This is a genomic window from Streptomyces sp. NPDC050418, assembly GCF_044458745.1.
Taxonomy (GTDB): Bacteria; Actinomycetota; Actinomycetes; order Streptomycetales; family Streptomycetaceae; genus Streptomyces.
The window spans coordinates 161,909-177,833 of the sequence record NZ_JBITIG010000017.1 but is presented as its reverse complement, the minus strand read 5'-3'; the positions used below and the strand labels follow the sequence as shown (position 1 = coordinate 177,833).

16 protein-coding genes are annotated in these 15,925 nt (G+C 72.4%); 8 read left to right on the top strand and 8 right to left on the bottom strand.

Annotation, left to right across the window (positions count from 1 at the left end):
* Positions 1-7 precede the first annotated feature (7 nt).
* Complete coding sequence (locus ACIBI4_RS33220) at positions 8-511, top strand: nuclear transport factor 2 family protein (RefSeq protein ID WP_399207928.1); 504 nt, start codon at positions 8-10, stop codon at positions 509-511.
* Between the two features lie 230 nt (positions 512-741).
* Entirely contained in the window at positions 742-2,805 is a 2,064-nt protein-coding gene (locus ACIBI4_RS33215) for an ATP-binding protein (protein WP_399207927.1), read from the top strand.
* Between the two features lie 19 nt (positions 2,806-2,824).
* Here the strand turns inward: ACIBI4_RS33215 and ACIBI4_RS33210 are convergent, their stop codons facing one another.
* Positions 2,825-3,175, bottom strand: coding sequence for a zinc ribbon domain-containing protein YjdM (locus ACIBI4_RS33210; protein ID WP_399207926.1), 351 nt, complete (start codon positions 3,173-3,175; stop codon positions 2,825-2,827).
* Positions 3,176-3,301: 126 nt separating this feature from the next.
* Here ACIBI4_RS33210 and ACIBI4_RS33205 point away from each other — a divergent pair, with 126 nt between their 5' ends.
* From ACIBI4_RS33205 to ACIBI4_RS33185, 5 genes are all read left to right on the top strand, one after another.
* Positions 3,302-3,643 carry an ArsR/SmtB family transcription factor gene (locus tag ACIBI4_RS33205; RefSeq protein ID WP_399207925.1) on the top strand — a complete coding sequence of 114 codons (342 nt, stop codon included), beginning with the start codon at positions 3,302-3,304 and terminating at the stop codon, positions 3,641-3,643.
* A complete protein-coding gene (locus tag ACIBI4_RS33200; protein WP_399207924.1) occupies positions 3,640-5,427 on the top strand; it encodes a SulP family inorganic anion transporter in 1,788 nt (595 codons plus the stop codon). Before ACIBI4_RS33205 ends, ACIBI4_RS33200 begins: the two co-directional genes overlap by 4 nt.
* Positions 5,424-5,840 (top strand): pyridoxamine 5'-phosphate oxidase family protein, encoded by a 417-nt coding sequence (locus ACIBI4_RS33195; RefSeq protein WP_399207923.1) that lies wholly within the window; start codon positions 5,424-5,426, stop codon positions 5,838-5,840. Before ACIBI4_RS33200 ends, ACIBI4_RS33195 begins: the two co-directional genes overlap by 4 nt.
* A gap of 65 nt (positions 5,841-5,905) precedes the next feature.
* Positions 5,906-6,301, top strand: a complete 396-nt coding sequence (locus tag ACIBI4_RS33190; protein WP_399207964.1) for an ATP-binding protein — start codon at positions 5,906-5,908, stop codon at positions 6,299-6,301.
* A 97-nt stretch (positions 6,302-6,398) separates the two neighbouring features.
* On the top strand, positions 6,399-6,752 hold the full coding sequence (locus ACIBI4_RS33185) for an ArsR/SmtB family transcription factor (protein ID WP_399207922.1): 354 nt from the start codon (positions 6,399-6,401) through the stop codon (positions 6,750-6,752).
* 48 nt (positions 6,753-6,800) lie between these two features.
* Here ACIBI4_RS33185 and ACIBI4_RS33180 read toward each other — a convergent pair whose 3' ends face one another.
* The 3 genes from ACIBI4_RS33180 to katG form a co-directional block, all read right to left on the bottom strand.
* A complete protein-coding gene (locus ACIBI4_RS33180; RefSeq protein ID WP_399207921.1) occupies positions 6,801-6,950 on the bottom strand; it encodes a DUF6126 family protein in 150 nt (49 codons plus the stop codon).
* Positions 6,951-7,071: 121 nt separating this feature from the next.
* Positions 7,072-7,953 (bottom strand): SMI1/KNR4 family protein, encoded by an 882-nt coding sequence (locus ACIBI4_RS33175; protein WP_399207920.1) that lies wholly within the window; start codon positions 7,951-7,953, stop codon positions 7,072-7,074.
* A gap of 156 nt (positions 7,954-8,109) precedes the next feature.
* A complete protein-coding gene (gene katG / locus ACIBI4_RS33170; protein WP_399207919.1) occupies positions 8,110-10,308 on the bottom strand; it encodes a catalase/peroxidase HPI in 2,199 nt (732 codons plus the stop codon).
* Positions 10,309-10,499: 191 nt separating this feature from the next.
* Here katG and ACIBI4_RS33165 point away from each other — a divergent pair, with 191 nt between their 5' ends.
* Positions 10,500-10,913, top strand: a complete 414-nt coding sequence (locus ACIBI4_RS33165; protein WP_399207918.1) for a Fur family transcriptional regulator — start codon at positions 10,500-10,502, stop codon at positions 10,911-10,913.
* 15 nt (positions 10,914-10,928) lie between these two features.
* Here ACIBI4_RS33165 and ACIBI4_RS33160 read toward each other — a convergent pair whose 3' ends face one another.
* From ACIBI4_RS33160 to ACIBI4_RS33145, 4 genes are all read right to left on the bottom strand, one after another.
* Positions 10,929-11,933, bottom strand: coding sequence for a YbhN family protein (locus ACIBI4_RS33160; protein WP_399207917.1), 1,005 nt, complete (start codon positions 11,931-11,933; stop codon positions 10,929-10,931).
* 251 nt (positions 11,934-12,184) lie between these two features.
* Positions 12,185-13,579, bottom strand: coding sequence for an Ig-like domain-containing protein (locus ACIBI4_RS33155; RefSeq protein ID WP_399207916.1), 1,395 nt, complete (start codon positions 13,577-13,579; stop codon positions 12,185-12,187).
* A 198-nt stretch (positions 13,580-13,777) separates the two neighbouring features.
* Positions 13,778-14,437, bottom strand: a complete 660-nt coding sequence (locus ACIBI4_RS33150) for a response regulator (RefSeq protein ID WP_399207915.1) — start codon at positions 14,435-14,437, stop codon at positions 13,778-13,780.
* On the bottom strand, positions 14,434-15,732 hold the full coding sequence (locus ACIBI4_RS33145) for a sensor histidine kinase (RefSeq protein ID WP_399207914.1): 1,299 nt from the start codon (positions 15,730-15,732) through the stop codon (positions 14,434-14,436). Before ACIBI4_RS33145 ends, ACIBI4_RS33150 begins: the two co-directional genes overlap by 4 nt.
* Positions 15,733-15,925: the final 193 nt, after the last annotated feature.

Here is a 15,925-nt window from a genome sequence, read left to right as displayed (position 1 = left end):
CGCCCTCATGACCCGTACACCCGACACCGACAGCGCGCCCGCACCCGCCACCTCTCAACTCCGGCCGCCTGTCCCCCCGTTCACCCACGCCGACGCCCTCGTCAAGGTGCAGGCCGCCGAGGACGCCTGGAACACCCGTGACCCGGAGCGAGTGGCGCTCGCGTACACGGAGGACTCGGTGTGGCGCAATCGCGACACCTTCCTGACCGGCAGGGACGCGATCCGTGAGTTCCTCGCCGCCAAGTGGCACAGGGAGCTCGACTACGCGCTGCGCAAGGAGCTGTGGTCGTACGGCGACGACCGGATCGCGGTCCGCTTCCAGTACGAGTGGCGGGACGCGGACGGCGGCACCTGGCGCTCGTACGGCAACGAGCTGTGGGAGTTCGACGCGGCGGGTCTGATGCGCCGGCGCGAGGCCAGCATCAACGACGTGCCCATCGGGGCGCACGAGCGGCGCATTACGGGGGCGCGGACAGCCCGGGAGCGAGGAGCGGCGCTGCCGTTGGCGTGACGCGTGGTGTGCGGTGCGAACGGAAGCGCGTTCGCCGCATCGTCAGCACGAGTGCAAGGTGCGCGCACGGCGGAACCTGTGGCCGCGTACTCCGTTGGAAGAACCGTTGTGCGCCCCGGGCGCGGCCGGTCCCACTGGTGCAGAAACGTTCCGTACTGGGAGATTCGGTCGCCGCGTGGCGGTGAATCCAGGAGAGGACTGCGGCGGTGGCCGGCGGTATCAGGGGTGCGGTGCCCACCCCACGTGTGGGACGTGGCGGCGGGCTGATCGGCCGTGAGGAGGAACTCGCGCGGCTGCGCCGCATGGGGGACGACGGCGAACGGCTGATCAGCGTGGTCGGCGCCGCGGGCGTCGGCAAGAGCGCCCTCGCCAGGGCGGCACTGGAGACCGGCGGACGCGGCCGCACCGTGGTGGAGGTGCGCTGGCCGGGCCCGGGCCGCTCGGCGCACGCACCGCCGAAGAGCGACGGGCCCGCGGCCGCGGTGCTCGCGGCCCTCGGGCAGGCCAAGGCGGCGGACGCGAAGGCCGGGGGTGTCAGGGCAGCGGGTGCCAAGGCTGCGGACGTCAGGGCGGCACGGGCGGCACGGATCGACGACGTCGTACGGAGCCTGTCGGCGCGGCTGCGCCCTCGACGCGAGCTTGTGCTGTTCCTGGACGACATGGACCCGGTGCAGGAGGCCTGCACGACGGTCGCCCAGCAGCTGCTCAACCGGCTCCCCGGCCTCCGGATCCTCCTCACGTCCCGCCGCGCTCTCGGTCTCGGCCAGGAACGCACGCTCCGTCTCGGACCGCTCGACCACGGCACGGCGGCCCAGGAGGACGAACCGCCGGCCGTCCGCCTCTTCCTCGACCGCGCCCTCGCCCTGCGCCCCCACCACCCCGTCCCACAGGCCGACTACGGCCTCGTACGCGAGGTGTGCCGCCGCCTGGAGGGACACCCGCTCGCCATCGTGCAGGCCGCCCACCAGCTCACCACCCTCGAACTGCCGCAGCTGGCACAGCGGTTGAAGTCCGGCCAGTGCTGGCTCACCCACCCGCGCGCACCCCTGGCCCGGCAGACCTCGCTGCGCCACAGCCTCCTGGCCGTCTACCGTCAGTGCGGCCCCGGCGAGCGCATCGTGTGGAGCCGGGCCAGCACCTTCGCTGACGCGTTCACCGAGGCGTCGACCGCGTTCCTGTGCACGGGCGGCGGCATCCGCGCCCAGGACATCCCGCGCCACCTCGCGGGCCTGGCCGCCCAGGGCGTCCTCACCCCGCTCGGCGACCCCGGGGGCGTACGTCCGCTGCGCTACCGGATGACGCCCGCGGGACGCGAGTTCGGGCAGGAACGTCTCTCCCGCGCCGGGGAGACCGAGATCGCCGCCGAGCGCTGCCTCGCGCACGGCCGGCAGCTCGCGCACGTCGCCGAACACCTCTGGAACCACGGCAGCCAGCGCCAGGCCGTACGGCTCCTCGCGGAGGAGCACCGCAATCTCGGCGGGGTGCTCAGCCGCGCCGTCCGCCATCCGCAGCAGGCGCAGACCGCGCTCGGCATCGTGACGGACCTCTGGTTCTGGTGGGCCGCCTACGCGCACGCCGACGAGGGGCGCCGTCATCTCCTGAAGCTGCGCGCCGCCTGCACCCCGGACACCCCGCTGTCCGCGCGCGAGGGCTGGCTGGGCGCGCTGCTCCTTACGCACACCGCTCCGGACACGGCGGATCTGCTGCTCCAGGAGGCCTGGCCCGACGCCCTCCTGGCCGGGGACAGCGCCACCGCGGGCAGCGTCGCCTTTGTCCAGGGGCTGATCGCCTGGGACCAGGGGCGGACCGAGACCGCCGGTGAACTCCTCGCCGACGCCGCGTACACCATCCCGGGCCTGACCCCCGCGGGCCTCTCGCGCCCGGCGGCCCTTGCCGCGCTGGGTCTGCTGCGGGCGCACACCGCGCCGCGCGAGGCCCTGGGAGCGGCCCGCGTCGCCCTCGCCGAGGCGCGCGTGCACGGCGACGACCTGGCCTGCTTCCTCGCCCGCTTCGCGCTGGCCCACCTCGACCTCGGCCGGGGCCGCACCACACGGGCCTGGCGGCGCGCCCGGCGGATCCTGGCCGATCACGGCACGGACGGGCCGGTGCTCCAAGGGCTCGCGGCGGTACGGGAGTTCCTCGCCGCGATCGAGCGGGGCGAGCGGCCCGAGGCACCGGCTCCGCCCTTCCCGGCGGCGGGCCGGACGGTGGCCGGTCGGGCCGCAACGGCCACCGGCCGGCTCCCTGGGGAGCCGGCCGGCACGCCTTTGCTGGACCAGGTCAGGCCGTCCTGACCTCCGCGCGGGGCGTGGTTCAGGCCTTCTTGACCACGCTCGACTTGAGCTGCATGTTGCCGAAGCCGTCGATCTTGCAGTCGATGTCGTGGCCGTCGACGCCGTCCACCAGACGGATGTTGCGGACCTTCGTGCCCGCCTTGATGCCCGACGGGCTGCCCTTCACCTTGAGGGCCTTGACCACGGTGACCGAGTCGCCGTCGGCGAGCACATTGCCGACCGCGTCACGGATGACCTTCTCGCCGGTCTCGTCGGCGGAGCCGGCGGCGGGGGTCCACTCATGGGCACACTCCGGGCAGACGAGCAGCGCGCCCATCTCGTAGGTGTAGGCGCTGGAGCACTGGGGGCACGGAGGCAGGTTCTCGGGCATGGGATCAGCGTATTTCAGCCAGGGTCAATTGCGAAATTCTGCAATTGCATACATGCTGAGGGTGCTGCGCCCGTGCCCTGTCAGCGGGCGCAGTGCCGCGTCGAGGAGAGGTGCGAGGCGTCCGCCGTGTCCGTTCCGCTGTATCAGGCCAAGGCCGAGTTCTTCCGCATGCTGGGCCATCCGGTGCGCATCCGCGTCCTGGAGCTGCTGCAGGACGGGCCGAAGCCGGTACGGGAGCTGCTCGCGGCGATCGAGGTCGAGCCGTCGACGCTCTCGCAGCAGCTGGCGGTCCTGCGGCGGTCGGGGATCCTGACCTCCGTACGGGACGGATCGACCGTCGTGTACGAGCTGGCCGGCGGTGACGTCAACGATCTGATGCGCGCCGCGCGACGGATCCTGACCGTGATGCTGGCCGGGCGGCACGAGCTCCTCGAAGAGCTGCGGGAAGCCGAGGTCGCGGTCAAGTGACCTCACTGTTCAACCGGGTGTGGCACCCGGTGCGCTCCCTGCTGCCCGTCCGCGCCGACGTGCGGGCCATGACCCGCAATCCCCGGCGCGACCTGCTCGCCGGTCTGACCGTCGCCATCGTCGCGCTGCCGCTCGCCCTCGGCTTCGGAGTCTCCTCCGGGCTGGGCGCGGAGGCCGGGCTCGCGACCGCCGTCGTCGCCGGTGCGCTCGCGGCGCTCTTCGGCGGATCGAATCTGCAGGTGTCCGGGCCGACCGGTGCCATGACCGTGGTCCTCGTCCCGATCGTCGCCCAGTACGGACCCGGCGGCGTCCTCACCGTAGGACTGCTCGCGGGCGCGATGCTGATCGCGCTTGCGCTGCTGCGGGCCGGCAAGTACATGCAGTACGTGCCCGCGCCCGTCGTCGAGGGCTTCACGCTCGGCATCGCCTGCGTGATCGGGCTGCAGCAGATCCCGAACGCACTCGGAGTGCCCAAGCCCGAGGGCGAGCGGGTCCTTTCGGTGACGTGGCGGGCCGTCGAGGAGTTCGCGCAGGCGCCGAACTGGACCGCCGTGACGCTTGCCGTGTCCGTGGCAGCGATCATGCTGCTCGGCGCCCACTGGAAGCCCACCATCCCGTTCTCGATCGTCGCGGTGATCGCGGCGACCGTGGCCGCGCAGCTCTTCCACCTCGACGCGGCCGCCCCCATCGGCACGCTGCCCGCCGGTCTGCCCGCGCCCTCGCTCGGCTTCCTCGACCCGTCGGCCCTCGGCTCGCTGCTCGCCCCGGCCGTCGCCGTCGCGGCGCTCGCCGCCCTGGAGTCGCTGCTCTCGGCGACCGTGGCGGACGGGATGACCGTCGGCCAGAAGCACGACCCGGACCGCGAACTTTTCGGCCAGGGCATCGCGAACCTCGCCGCGCCCCTGTTCGGCGGCGTCCCGGCGACCGCGGCCATCGCGCGTACCGCCGTCAACGTGCGCACCGGCGCCCGCTCCCGGCTCGCCGCGCTCACCCACGCCGCCGTCCTCGCGGTGATCGTCTTCGCCGCCGCGCCGCTGGTGTCGAGGATCCCGCTCGCCGCGCTCGCCGGCGTGCTGCTCGCCACCGCGATCCGAATGGTCGAGGTCGGCGCGCTGCGCGCGATGGTGAAGGCCACGCGCTCCGACGCCGTGATCCTCGTCCTGACCGCCGCCGCGACCCTCGCGCTCGACCTCGTGTACGCGGTGATCATCGGCCTCGTCGTGGCCGGCGCCCTCGCCCTGCGGGCCGTCGCCAAGCAGGCGCGGATGGACCAGGTCGACTTCATCCCCGACCTGCCCGGCGGACACAGCGACGAGGAGCGGGCGCTGCTCGCCGAGCACATCGTCGCGTACCGCATCGACGGCCCCGTCTTCTTCGCGGGCGCCCACCGCTTCCTCCTCGAACTCTCCGAGGTCGCCGACGTCCGCGTGGTGATCCTGCGCCTGTCGCGGGTGTCGACGATGGACGCCACCGGCGCGCTGGTCCTCAAGGACGCGGTGCAGAAGCTCAACCGGCGCGGCATCGTCGTGCTCTCCTCCGGCATACGGGACGGACAGCTCCAGGTCCTGCGCTCCACCGGCACGCTGGAACTGCTGCGCACCGAGGGCCGCTCGTACGCCACCACCCCCGAGGCCATCGCCGGAGCCCGCGCCTACCTGCAGGGGCAGGGTGTCCTGCCCCCGGGCGCGGCCTCCGAAGGCCCCGTATCCGACGACGCGACCCACGAAGGTCCCGTACCCGCCGAGCCGACCGCACGCCCCAGCACCGAGGAAGCCCTGCGATGACCGCACCCACCGCCCCCTGCCGACTGGTCGAGGTCTCCGGCGCCGAGGCGCTGTGGCTCCTGGAAGGCTGCAGCCAGGGCCGTCTCGTCCACGTGCAGCGCGGCATCCCGGTCATCCGGCCCGCCGTGCACGTCCTCGCGTACGGCCGGCTGATCGTGCGCACCCCGGTACCGGCCGCCGTGCTCGCGGACGCCGCCTCGGTCACGTACCACGCGGAGGACATCCGCACCGCGGCCGGCACCGGCTGGATGCTGACCGTCACCGGCCCGCCGGACGTCCTCGACTACCGTGACGACGAGGCCGCGCACCACCGCCGCACCCTGACCGGCTGGACCCATGGGCCGCACGACACGCTGCTGCGGATCAGCCCGCAGACCGTGACAGGCTTCCGGATCGCGAGGGGCGACGCGTGAGCGACGACGGCAAGGGGACCGTGCACGCGGCGCTTCCGTACCGGCATGTGCTGACGCTGCCCGTCATGCCGGGCGCGGTACGGATGGCGCGCGAGACCGCCGAACAGGCGCTGGGCGAATGGGGCATCAGCGCGCAGGAACCGGCCGTCGGACCGGCACTCCTGATCCTCAGCGAACTGGTCACCAACAGCGTGCGCCACGCCGCCGTGACGACCGAGCAGGTCACGGTCACCTACGCGGCGGCCCGTGACACCTTCGCCTTCGGTGTGCACGACCGCCACCCGTACCAGCCGCCACTGCACAGCCCGGCGCTCGCCGCGAGCGGCGGCGGGCTCGCCACCGTGCTCGAACTCACCCATGAACTGGCCGGATCGGCGGTCGTCCGCGCGGACGCGGACGGCGGCGGCAAGAGCGTGTGGATCACGCTGCCCCTGCAACGGAGGACCGCCCGCCGGGGATAGCCACGTGCCAACCGCCTGCGGTGGGATGCGATGCTTGACGCGCGGCCGGAACCACCCGGCCGCGTATCGCAGGTGAGTGCGCGAGGAGGCCGGCGGGGTGAGTGCGCCGCTGTACCAGCTGAAGGCCGAGTTCTTCAAGACGCTGGGGCACCCGGTCCGCATCAGGGTGCTCGAACTGCTCAGCGAGCGGGAGCACGCGGTGTCGGAGATGCTGCCCGAGGTCGGCATCGAGCCCGCGCATCTGTCCCAGCAGCTCGCGGTCCTGCGCCGCGCCAACCTGGTGATCACCCGCAAGGAAGGCTCGGCGGTCTACTACTCGCTGGCCAATCCGCAGGTGGCCGAGCTCCTCAAGGTCGCCCGGTCCATCCTCTCCGGCGTTCTCGCCGGGCAGGCCGAACTGCTCGCGGACCTGCGGGCGGCGGATCCGCGGCCGGTGAAGCGGCGGGTCTGAGCGGTCGTTGCGACGCGGCCGGGCGGTTGTACGAGGCCGGGGCGGGCGCTACTTGTCGGCGTGCTGGCCGACGTAGAAGAGCAGCCAGATGAAGCCCGCGAAGAGGTGCGTGCCGAAGATGTAGAAGCCGACGCGGATGGCGACGCCGCGCTCCTTCCACGTCTCCTCGTCGATCGGTTCCTTGTCCTTGCGGGCCATGTCAGCTCCCCTCACCGGGCTCGACCTCGAGACATCCAAGGAATTGCTAATTTCTGCAACTCTACCGTGCAGCGGTGACAGGGGTCGGTGCCCGGGGTCGGTGCCCGGGACGGCCGGGGCCTCAGCCGAACCAATGGCGGTCGTAATACTTGGCGAGGGAGAACGGGGCGCGGGGGTCGGTGAGGATGCGGTGGAGGGCCTCGGCGGCCGAGGCGCCCATCGGGGTCCAGTCGTCGAAGGTCTCGCCGATGGCGAGGGCGGGCCAGCCCGCCGGGTCGGCGCCGTCCACGTGCCAGAGGAGCTGACCGTGCTCGCAGCCCGCCCAGGGGAGCAGGACCTTGCCGCCCGGCTGCCGCGCGCACGCGCTGCGGGCCTGGGCGAGGGAGTCGTGCCAGTCCATGTCGAGGCCCGCGTCGTGCCCGTCCGGCTCGTGCAGGGTGAGGAAGATGTCGAGGGTGGACCAGGGGCCGGTCCGGATCGGCTGGTGGAGGGAGATCCAGTCGTTGAACTGGCCTCCGCCGAAGACCTCGATGAGCTCCTTGTAGTCCGCGGGCAGCGGCGTGCCGAGGCGCGCTTCGGCCTCCGGCCAGTCCACCGGATTGGTGCGGTCCATGGTCCACCCGGTCAGCTCCACCACGCGCTCCACGTACGAGGCGTCGGGTGACGACGGGTCGTAGCGTTCCGTCGGGAGCACCCGTTCGGCCACCGCGACGAACACGCGGCCGCCTTCCGTACCCGCGCCGATCCAGCGGTCGCTGAGCGACCACGCCCGCAGCGCCTCCGCGTCCATGCCGTCCAGGAGCCGGAGCAGCGGCGCACCGGTACGTTCGTCCGCGGCCTGGTCCGCGTCGTCGTCGAGGTACAGGGTGAGCGGCCGGCCGTAGTGCTCGCACAGAGCCTGCACGAGATCGGTCAGTTCGAGGTCCGGATCCCCGAACAGCGGCGGCGCGGGCGCGGTGGACCGGGCCACGTACCGGAGCAGATCGTCGAGTGAGTGGTGCACGTCTGGTTCAGCGCACCAGGCGCCGCAAACGTCACCCCCGTGAACACGCGGCCCCCCGGACACGACTGTGGCCCTGCTCCGGGGAGATCCCCGGAGCAGGGCCACAGTGTTCAGCCTTGCGGCCTCAGCGAGTCGGCCTCAGCAGGCCGGCACGGCTCAGACGTCGAACCGGTCGAGGTCCATGACCTTCGCCCACGCGGCGGCGAAGTCCGTCACGAACTTCTCCTTCGCGTCGTCGCTCGCGTACACCTCGGCGAGGGCGCGGAGCTCCGAGTTCGAGCCGAAGACCAGGTCGGCACGGGTGCCGGTCCACTTCACGGCGCCGGAGGCGTCGCGGCCCTCGAACTCGTCCTGCGCGGAGGACGTGGACTTCCAGGTGATGTCCATGCCGAGCAGGTTGGCGAAGAAGTCGTTGCTCAGCGTGCCGACGTTGTCGGTCAGGACGCCGTGCTTCGAACCGCCGGTGTTCGCACCGAGGACCCGCAGACCGCCGACGAGGACGGTCATCTCGGGGGCGCTCAGGGTGAGCAGGTTGGCCTTGTCGGTCAGCAGGAACTCGGCCGGCAGACGGTTGCCCTTGCCGACGTAGTTGCGGAAGCCGTCCGCCTTCGGCTCGAGGGCGGAGAAGGACTCGACGTCCGTCTGCTCCTGCGCGGCGTCCACACGGCCCGGCGTGAAGGACACCTCGACCTCGACGCCGCCCGCCTTGGCGGCCTGCTCGACGGCGGCGGTGCCGCCGAGGACGATCAGGTCGGCCAGGGAGACCTGCTTGCCGCCCTTGCCGTTGAAGTCGGCCTGGACACCCTCGAGGACACGGAGCACCTGCGACAGGTTCTCCGGGTCGTTGACCTCCCAGCCGCGCTGCGGCTCGAGGCGGATACGGGCGCCGTTGGCGCCGCCGCGCTTGTCGCTGCCGCGGAAGGAGGAGGCGGCGGCCCAGGAGGCGGAGACCAGCTGCGGGACCGTCAGGTCCGAGCCCAGGATCTGCTCCTTGAGCGCGGCGATGTCGGCGGCGTCGATGACCTCGCCCTCACGCGCCGGCAGCGGGTCCTGCCACAGCAGCGTCTCGGCGGGGACCTCCGCGCCGAGGTAGCGCTGGATCGGGCCCATGTCGCGGTGCGTCAGCTTGTACCAGGCGCGGGCGAAGGCGTCCGCGAAGGCGTCCTGGTCGTCCTTGAAGCGGCGCGAGATCTGCTCGTAGACCGGGTCGAAGCGCAGCGACAGGTCGGTGGTGAGCATCCGCGGCTCACGCTTCTTGGAGGCGTCGTCCGCCTCCGGCACCATGCCGGCGCCGCCGTTCTGCACGGGTCGCCACTGGTTGGCGCCGGCCGGGGACTTGAAGAGCTCCCACTCGTAGCCGAACAGGATGTGGAAGAACTCGTTGTCCCAGCGGGTCGGGTGGTACGTCCACGTCACCTCGATGCCGGAGGTGATGGCGTCGGCGCCCTTGCCGCTGGCGTGCGAGGACTTCCAGCCGAGGCCCATCTGCTCCATCGGCGCGCCCTCGGGCTCGACGCCGACCAGCTCGGCGTCACCGGCGCCGTGGGTCTTGCCGAAGGTGTGGCCACCGGCGATGAGGGCGACGGTCTCCTCGTCGTTCATCGCCATACGGCGGAAGGTCTCCCGGATGTCGCGGGCCGCGGCGACCGGGTCCGGGTTGCCGTTGGGGCCCTCCGGGTTGACGTAGATGAGGCCCATCTGGACGGCGCCGAGCGGGTCCTCGAGGTCGCGGTCGCCGGTGTAGCGCTGGTCGTCGAGCCACACCTGCTCCGGGCCCCAGTACACGTCCTCGTCGGGCTCCCACACGTCCTCGCGGCCGCCGGCGAAGCCGAAGGTCTTGAAGCCCATCTCCTCGAGCGCGACGTTGCCGGTGAGGATCATGAGGTCGGCCCAGGAGATCGCCTGGCCGTACTTCTTCTTGACGGGCCACAGCAGACGGCGGGCCTTGTCCAGGTTGCCGTTGTCCGGCCACGAGTTGAGCGGCGCGAAGCGCTGCTGGCCGGCGCCGGCGCCACCGCGGCCGTCGCTGATGCGGTACGTGCCGGCGGAGTGCCAGGCCATACGGATCATGAGCGGGCCGTAGTTGCCGAAGTCCGCGGGCCACCAGTCCTGCGAGGTGGTCAGCACCTCGGCGATGTCACGCTTCACGGCCGCGAGGTCGAGGTTGTTGAAGGCCTCGGCGTAGTCGAAGTCCTCGCCCAGCGGGTTCGCCACGGCGGGGTTCTTCGCGAGGATCTTCAGGTTCAGCCGCTCCGGCCACCACTGCTGGTTGCCGCCGCCCTGTGTGGGGTGCGCGGCGCGCTCGCCGTGCGCTACGGGGCAGCCGCCAGTGCTGGCGTCAGTGTTCTCGGACATGGAAATCCCTCCGGACGGGGCGGATCGCGGTGCTCGGGGTGCTTCTCGTACTGCTCATCAGCGCATTCATGCACTTGGCTATCGTCGAGGCCGATCCTACAATGGACAGAGTCCAAGTCAAGAAACACGCTAACCCCTGTGCCCGCAATTGTCCTGCCGATCCTGCCGACCCGGAAATGGGTGATCCGAAGATGAGCGACCTCCTGGAGCGGCTGCGTGGCCGCGGCTGGCGGATGACCTCGCAGCGCCGTGTCGTCGCTGAGGTGCTCGACGGCGAGCACGTGCATCTGACGGCGGACGAGGTCCATGTGCGCGCGGCCGCGAAGCTGCCCGAGATCTCGCGCGCGACCGTCTACAACACGCTCGGCGAACTGGTCTCGCTCGGCGAGGTCATCGAGGTCTCGACGGACGGCCGCGCCAAGCGGTACGACCCCAACGCCCACCAGCCGCACCAGCACCTGGTCTGCTCCGGCTGCGGCGCGATCCGGGACGTGCGCCCCCAGGGGAACCCGCTCACCGATCTGCCCGCCGAGGAGCGCTTCGGCTTCACGGTCGAGGCCGTGGAGGTCACGTACCGCGGGGTGTGTCCGAACTGCTCGGCCTGACGGACCGCAGAGAGGTCAGAGCACCTTGTTGCGTACGAGGGAGGAGAGGATCAGCGCCCCGGGCAGCAGCGGCAGCCAGCCGTTGATGACGCGGTAGCCGATCACGGCGGCCGTGGCGAGGGTCAGCGGCGTGCCGAAGACGATCAGCGTGAACACCAGCGCCGCGTCCACCGGACCGATCCCGCCGGGCGCGGGCACCGCGCCGACCATCGCGCTCGCCGCGAGGTGCGCGAAGATCAGATGCGTCCACGGCAGCGCGATGCCGAGCGAGGCGCCCACCGCGGCGAGGGTCGCCGCCTGGAACAGGGGCAGCGCGGCCGCCCCGCCCCACAGGGCGAGCACCCGGCTCGGCCTGCTGTGCAGCAGCCGCGCGTCGGTCAGGGCCGTACCCGCGAAGCTGAGGAGCGGGCGGCGCAGCGGCGTGACGAACTTGATCAGGGCCGCCGCGACGACGAGCGCCGCGACGACGCCGCCCGTGATCAGCAGCAGCGTCTCACCGGACGGAAGGAGCTGCCCCGTGGGCAGCGTGTCCGGGAACGCCAGCAGGAACACGAGGATGAGCGCGCCGCGCGCGACCGGTTTCACCAGGGAGTACAGCGCGAGGGACGCGGTGGCGCGGGCCAGCGGGATGCCGCGGCGCTGCAGGAAGCGCAGCGTCACCGCGTGCGCGCCGAGACCCGCCGGCAGGACGTGGTTCGCGGCGCCCGCCGCGACCTGCGAGGCGAGCAGCTGTCCCGGCGGCAGCCGCTCGGGCAGCGCGCCCTGCCGGATGAAAGCGGCGCTCACACTGCACAGCGCGGTGAACGCCACCGCGACGCACAGCCACACCGGATCGGCGGACGCGAGCCGCGCCGCGCCGTCCCGCATCGCCTCCCAGTCGAGCGCGGCCCAGGCGCCGATGGCCAGCACGGGCAGCACGCTGAGGATCAGCCTGATCTGACGCCCCCCGAGCGGGAGGCGCTGCAGCAAACCCGGAGCGGAACCGGGCGCGGACAGCTCGGAGAGCCGGAGCGGGGACACGGCGCACGTCATCCTTCCGCGTCGTGCCCGCGCAGAAAGAAGGACGTTCTGGAGCGGGCCGGTCGGGACACACAGGGTGGGGAGTCGGGAAGAGGATTCCCGTTTTGAGCGGTTCCCATCCTTGATGACGCATCCGTGTCCGGTGGGGGAATGGCCACTTCCGTACAGGAGACCACTGTCTGCCGGATCCGGGTAGGGCTGACCGATGTGAGGTGGATCGCCCGGGTGATCCCGCCCGCCGTCCGGGGGACTCAGGCCATCGGGGCCAGGCGCGGGGCCGCCGGGACCTTGTTCTTCGCGTGGACCGTGGAGCCCTTGCGCCACTTCTTCCACGACACGTTCCAGTCTCCGTAGCCGTTGTCGAACGGCGTCATGTCCTCGCCCTCGCTGTTGATCACCTGGACGATGTCGCCCGGGCGGACGAGGTCGAAGAACCACTCCGCGTCGGACGTGCTCATCCCGGTGCAGCCGTGCGAGACGTTCTCGACGCCGTGCGACCCCGCCGACCACGGCGCCGCGTGCACGTACTCGCCGCTCCAGGTCACACGGGTCGCGAAGTTCACCTTGAGATCGAAGTAGTCGCTGCTGCCACGCGCGATGCCGATGCCCTCGCCGCGCATCCGGACCTGCCGCTCCTTGGCGAGCACGGTCTTGATGCCGTTGCGGGTGCGGTAGCCGGGCTTGCCGGTGGTGACCGGGATCGTACGGATCTCCTCGCCGTTGCGCAGCACCGTCATGGTGTGGTCCGAGGCGTCCGTGATCGCCTCGATGCGGTCGCCGGTGCGGATCGTCAGCGGCTCGGAGCCCGCCCCGTACACCCCGTCGCCGATGTTCACGCCCGCCAGCGCGCTGCGCACGGTGATCTCCGCGTGTGCGGGCCAGAACGCGCGCGGGCGGTAGTGCAGGGTCCGGTCGTCCACCCAGTGCCATGCGCCGTCGACCGCGGGCGCCGAACTCACCTGCAGCGCACGCTCGATACGGGCGCGGGCGGCGGCGCGCGAGGCCGGAACGGCTCGGCTCAGATACGCGGTGACCGGCTGCCCGACCCCGTACGTACCGGCCTCGGGCCCGAACTCCGCGGTGAGACGGCTGCCTTGGGGCGCGGCGGTACGGAAGCTGAGCGTCGAGACGGCGGGGGCGCCGGACAGGGTCTCGGTGCGGACGGTCGCGCGGTAGCGGAAGCCCGCGGGCACCGCCCAGGTGCTGCGCCACGTCCGGCCGTCGGCGCTGAGGTGCCCGCCGAGCCGCTCCCCGCCCGATCCGGTCACCGAGACATCGGTGATGTGGCCGTTCGCGCGCATCGTGAGCGCGAGCGGCCCGGCGAGCGCGACGGGCCGGTCGACGGCCTTGCGGCCCTCGGACATCGGCACGGTCCAGGTGGCGGCGGACGGATGGCTGATCAGGCAGGTCCGCGCCACGCCCGCCTTTTCGCCGCGGCACAACTCCCGGTCGCCCAAAGGCGCTTGGTCCTGGCGTGGTGCGGACGCGGTGAGCAGGGAGTCGGCCTGCGGAGGCGGTGCGTACGCCGGGTGCGCGGACGCCGTGTCCGTGCCGGGGGAGTAGGCGGCGGCCATCAGGAGGGCGGCGGTGGCGACGGAGGCCGTGCCCCAGGTCCGGATGCGTGCGGCGGCGGGCGCTGCGCTCACGTGATGAGTCCTCCCAGTCCGAGGGCGCACCAGCGGCACCCGGTATGAAAGATCATCATTAATGACCGGTGGCCGGGCACGGCCGAACGGGCGCGCGGCGCGGACAGGTTCAGCCCGAACGCAGTAAGAGCCTGTTTCCGCGGAAGGCTGTTGTGCCGCCGGTGTGCCGCCGTTGTGCCGCCGGGCCGCACAGGGCCCTCAGCGTCCGCCCGGAATCACCAGCCCCGATTCGTACGCCGCGACGACCGCCTGTGTGCGGTCACGCAGTCCCAACTTGGCCAGGACCCGGCTGACGTGGGTCTTCACCGTCTCCTCGCTGACGTGCAGCCGCGCGGCGATCTCCGGATTGGACAGGCCCTCGGCGATCAGCCGGAGCACCTGTGTCTCGCGTGGCGTGAGCGCCGCGAGGTCGGCGGCCGGGCGGCTCTGCGGGCGCAGCCGCGCGAACTCCGCGATCAGGCGCCGCGTCACGGTCGGCGCGAGCAGCGCCTCACCGGCTGCCACGACACGGACCGCGTCGAAGAGCTTCTCCGCGGTCACGTCCTTGAGCAGGAAGCCGCCCGCTCCGGCGCCCAGCGCGTCGTACACATGCTCGTCGAGGTCGAACGTGGTGAGCATCAGGACGCGGATGCCGGTGTCGGAAAGCCGCGCGGTCGCCTCGATGCCGTCCATCACGGGCATCCGGACGTCCATGAGCACCAGGTCGGGGGCGAGCTCGCGGCAGACACGGACCGCCTCGGCGCCGTCCTTCGCCGTGCCCACCACCTCGAAGTCGGCCTGGGTGGCGAGGAGTCCGGCGTACCCGGCGCGGACCAGCTCGTGGTCGTCGGCGATCACCAGGCGGAGCGGGGCGCTCATGGGGCGGTCTCCTCGGCGGGGGCGGTTTCCGTGGGGGCGGATTCGGTGGCGGGCGCTGTTGTGGCGGGCGCTGTGGTGGTGGACGGTGCGGTGTCGGACGGTGCGGTGGCGGCCTCCGAGGAGGGCAACGTCGGCAGGGTCGCCTCAATCTGGAACCCGCCGCCGAGCGCGGGCCCCGACGTCAGGTCGCCGCCGACCATCGCGGCGCGCTCCCGCATCCCCGTCAGACCGTGGCTGCCGCGCGCGGCCGAGGGCCCCGGGCCCGGGCCGTTGTCCCGTACGCGCAGCCGCAGCGCGTGCCGGCTGTAGTGCAGCGTCACGTCGACGGCGGCGCCGGGTGCGTGGCGGCGCGCGTTGGTGAGGGCCTCCTGCACGATGCGGTACGCGGTGAGCTCGACGCCCTGGTCGAGGGGGCGGATCCGGCCGCTGACGATCAGCCGGGTGGCTCCGCCGCCCGCGTCGCGCGCCTCGTCCACCAGATCGGCCAGCTGCTGCAGACCGGGCTGCGGACGGCGCTGCGGGGAAGCCGGGGGTCCGGCGTCCTCGCGCAGCACGCCGAGCAGCCGGCGCATCTCGGTCAGCGCGGTGCGGGCGGTGTCGCCGATGGCGAGCAGGCGCTCGGCGCCCGCCGGCGGCATTCCGTCCGTGGTGAGCCGTGCGGTCTCGGCCTGCACGGCGATCATCGAGATGTGGTGGGCCACCACATCATGCAATTCCCGTGCGATACGGGCCCGTTCGCCCCGGGCGGCATGCTCCTGGAGGGTCTCGGTGATCGCCCTCTCCGTGGCGCTGTGCGAGCGGGCCTCGGCCAGGGCGCGACGGGTGAGACCGATGGTGGCGGCGGCCAGGGCGCACAGGCAGACCAGGACCGTGACGAGGCGATCGCCGGGTCCGGCCACCGCGTATCCGAGGAAGGGCAGCGCCAGGAGCGAGGCCGGCAGGCGCGGGCCGTGGCGGCCCTGCGCGTACAGGCACACGAGCAGCGACGGCAGTCCCGCGACGACGAACAAGTGGTACGGGGCAAGGGCGATCAGCGCCGAGGCCGAGGCGACAGCGGCGGCCCGGAACGCGTGGGTGCGTACGGTGGCGAGCGGCAGGGTCATGCCGAGCGCGAGGAACAGGGCCGCGGGGAGGCGGCCGTCGGTGTAGTAGTCGCGCAGGGTGAGTTCGGCGAGGGCGGCGAGGGTCAGCGCGGCGGCCGCGTAGACGGGGGTGGCCGGAGATATGAGGCGGCCGGCCGGGGACGGGAGCCGGCCGCTTCGCAGGCGCGGCAGCCGTCCGGAGCCAGTCCGCACCGCCCCTCCCTTCCTCAGCCGCACGAACCCTCCGTTCCCGGCACAAGGCCACCGCGCCGGCTCGGGCCCGTCGTGCCGAAGCCGCGTTCACCAGGTCATTGTCACCGACCCGAGGGCCGTGCGAGTCCCTCACGCGAGGGATACCAAGACGGCTCCGGCGCGTGACGACCCAGGGCGGCGGGCTCCTTAACCT